Source organism: Pseudomonas sp. P5_B2, from assembly GCF_056400445.1.
The window spans coordinates 1-3,155 of record NZ_JBFULH010000475.1; the positions used below are offsets into that span (position 1 = coordinate 1).

At 57.3% G+C, this 3,155-nt stretch carries 4 protein-coding genes; 1 reads left to right on the forward strand and 3 read right to left on the reverse strand.

The genetic code is table 11. The features are described 5' to 3' along the window. From AC1DRJ_RS22585 to AC1DRJ_RS22595, 3 genes are all read right to left on the reverse strand, one after another. A partial coding sequence (locus tag AC1DRJ_RS22585) for an ABC transporter permease (RefSeq protein WP_477804098.1) occupies nt 1-619 on the reverse strand: 619 nt, incomplete at its 3' end. A 78-nt stretch (nt 620-697) separates the two neighbouring features. Continuing rightward, complete coding sequence (locus tag AC1DRJ_RS22590; protein WP_477804099.1) at nt 698-1,444, reverse strand: ABC transporter substrate-binding protein; 747 nt, start codon at nt 1,442-1,444, stop codon at nt 698-700. Nucleotides 1,445-1,457: 13 nt separating this feature from the next. Next, nucleotides 1,458-2,231 carry an ABC transporter ATP-binding protein gene (locus AC1DRJ_RS22595; protein ID WP_477804100.1) on the reverse strand — a complete coding sequence of 258 codons (774 nt, stop codon included), beginning with the start codon at nt 2,229-2,231 and terminating at the stop codon, nt 1,458-1,460. 551 nt (nt 2,232-2,782) lie between these two features. Between AC1DRJ_RS22595 and AC1DRJ_RS22600 the strand changes: the two genes are divergently transcribed. After that, the coding region (locus tag AC1DRJ_RS22600) for an amino acid permease (RefSeq protein WP_477804101.1) at nt 2,783-3,155 on the forward strand (373 nt) is incomplete at its 3' end.

Sequence of the window (3,155 nt, forward strand, 5' to 3'; positions counted from 1 at the left end):
GGCCCAGGTACATGAACGCGGCCACCATATAGAAGGTGAACGGTTGCTTGGACACGGTCACGCCGATTTGCGCGTGACGCATGATTTCTTCCAGGCCGATGACCGATACCAGCGCGGTGTCTTTCATCAGGATCATGAACAGGTTGCCAAGGCCCGGCAGGGCGATGCGCCACATCTGCGGCATGATCAATTTGGTGAAAATGCGGAATTTCGAAAGGCCCAAGGCCACGCCGGCTTCACGATGACCTTTGGGAATCGCCAGAATTGCGCCCCGGAACACTTCGGTGGCGTAAGCGCCGAAGCACAGGCCCAGCGCGATCACGCCAGCGGCAAAGGCGTTGAGTTCGAGGTCGGGATTGCCGAAAAACTCGCCCAGGGCACGCATCAGGTTGACCGTGCCGAAATAGATCAACAGCACCCAGAGCAATTCCGGGATGCCGCGAACCAGTGTCGAATAAGTGCCGCCAAGCCATTGCAGCGGCTTGTACGGGGATGTCTTGGCCAAGGCGCCGAGCAAACCGAGTACCAGCCCAAGACACAAGGCCGAGAGTGCCAGTTTCACAGTCATCAGCGCGCCAGCGGCGAGCGCCGGGCCGAATCCGTAGAGATCGATAGTCATGGGTTTCTTTTCAAATCGCGGCAGGCAATGCCAGGGACTGGCGCCGTTAGCGTACGGCGCCGATCCGGCAGGTCAGAATCAATAGATGCTGAACGGGAAGTACTTGTCGTTGATTTTTTTGTAGGTGCCGTCAGCGACGATTTCTTTCAATGCGATGTTCAGCTTCTCGCGGATCGGGTCGCCTTTACGTACAGCGATACCGATCTTGTCGCTCTCTTCCACCGGGTCGCCTTTGAATTCGTAGGGCTTGCCGGCGTCGCTTTTCAGCCACTCGTAGTTGACGTATTTGTCGGCGAGGATGCCGTCCAGACGACCGGAAGTCAGGTCCAGGTAAGCGTTTTCCTGGGTGTCGTAGAGTTTTGTTTCAACGCCTTCCATGTTGTCTTCCATCCAGGTACCGGCGAGGGTCGCACGTTGTGCGCCGATCACTTTGCCCTTGAGCGAAGCCTTGTCGGTTTTGAAATCGACGTCTTTCTTGGCGATGAATTGCAGCTTGTTCGAGTAGTACGGGTCGGTGAAGTCCACCGCGCCCTTGCGCTCCTCGGTGATCGACATCGAGGAGATCAGGAAGTCGAACTTCTTGGCGTTCAAGGCCGGAATGATGCCGTCCCAATCGGAGGTGACCACGGTGCACTCGACTTTCATCTTCGCGCAAAGGGCGTCGCCAATTTCTTTGTCGAAGCCGACGACATTGCCGCTGGCATCTTTATTGTTGAACGGCGGGTAGGCCGCTTCGATGCCCATCTTCAAGGTTTCGGCCATGGCACCGGCGCTGAACGCCAGGGTGACGGCGGCAGCCAGGAAGATCTTTTTGTAGTTCTGCATGCGGGAAGCTCCGTTAGCGGTTGCTGGACATGAATTGTTTGCAGCGCGCCGAAAGCGGGTTTTCAAACACCTGCTGTGGCGATCCTTGCTCTTCTACCAGGCCCTGGTGGAGGAATACCACTTCGCTGGACACCTGACGGGCAAAGCCCATTTCATGGGTGACCAGCAGCATGGTGCGGCCTTCCTCGGCCAGTGCGCGGATGACATTAAGTACTTCCTGGACCATTTCCGGGTCAAGGGCAGAAGTCGGCTCGTCGAACAGGATCACCTTGGGCTGCATCGCCAGGGTGCGGGCAATAGCTGCGCGTTGTTGCTGGCCACCGGACAGTTGCGCCGGATAGGCATGGCGCTTGTCGGCAATGCCGACCTTGGCCAACAAGGCTTCGGCGACTTCGATGGCTTCGGCTTTGCTTTGACCGAGTACGCGGCGCGGCGCTTCGATGATGTTGTCGAGCACGCTCATGTGCGGCCAAAGATTAAAGTTTTGAAACACAAAACCAATCTCGCTACGCAGGCGATTGATCTGCTTGCCGTCGGCAGCGACTAGCTCGCCGTTCTTGGTGGCTTTGAGCTTGAGTTCTTCGCCTGCCACCAGGATCTGTCCCTGATGCGGGTTTTCCAGCAGGTTGATGCAACGCAGGAACGTGGATTTGCCGGAGCCGGAAGAACCCAGGATCGAGATCACGTCGCCGTCGCGGGCGGTCAGCGAGATGCCCTTGAGCACCTCAAGCTGTCCGTAGCGTTTGTGCAAATTGCGGATTTCAAGCGCGGGCGTGGCCTCAGCCATGTGCGTTCCTCATAGTGTTTCGCTCCTGCTGTTGGCGGCCTTCCTGGCGAGGCGGCCAAGCTAGCATAGCGTTTGAATGGCAGCCAACAGCGCTACGGGCGGTAAACGGAAGTGATGTGGCAGGTTGTCGCATCGCTACAGCAGACTGTCGCGCTGCTATCAAACGAACAGCCGTTTAAACCAGTTGCCCGGCGGGTGTCGCGTAAAAAAAGGCGCGATGTTGCCAGCTTTGACGGGGTGTTGGAAGCGCTAACCAGCCGAACGTTCCTGATCCGCCCTTTTATTGTGCGTCGAGCCTTTTCCGGGTGTGTTTCCGGTGCGCACATCCTTTCTCAAAGTGAGTCGCCGGGTAACGCTCTGGCAAAGTGCCATTGATTTCAATGGCTTGCGATGACTGTCCGGTCATCTCGAGATCGCCGTATTAGAAGGCTTTGAAATATTTTGGCGCAATTATTGCGTACAGAATCCAGAACGCCCCGTTGGTTTCTTTTTACGAGAAAGAATTCAAGGCGGCATGCACGCATTCGCTTTTCCTTACAAAGGTAGTTTCAATGAGCAGCACCCCAAGCTCCAATGGCCTCGAACAGGGGCTCAAACCGCGTCATGTGACCATGCTGTCGATTGCCGGAGTTATCGGTGCCGGCTTGTTCGTTGGCTCGGGTCACGCCATCGCCGCCGCAGGCCCGGCCGTGCTGTTGGCTTACGCTGCCGCCGGTATGTTGGTGGTACTGGTAATGCGCATGCTCGGCGAGATGGCTGTCGCTTCGCCAGACACCGGTTCCTTCTCGACGTACGCCGATCGCGCGATCGGTCACTGGGCTGGTTTCACTATCGGCTGGTTGTACTGGTGGTTCTGGGTCTTGGTTATCCCGCTGGAAGCCAACGCCGCCGCAACCATCCTGCACGCCTGGTTCTCGAATGTGG

What these genes read in the sequence shown, in the direction of transcription:
- AC1DRJ_RS22590 (WP_477804099.1), bottom strand. Translation starts at nt 1,444, where the DNA reads ATGCAGAACTACAAAAAGATCTTCCTGGCTGCCGCCGTCACCCTGGCG.
- AC1DRJ_RS22595 (WP_477804100.1), bottom strand. Translation starts at nt 2,231, where the DNA reads ATGGCTGAGGCCACGCCCGCGCTTGAAATCCGCAATTTGCACAAACGC.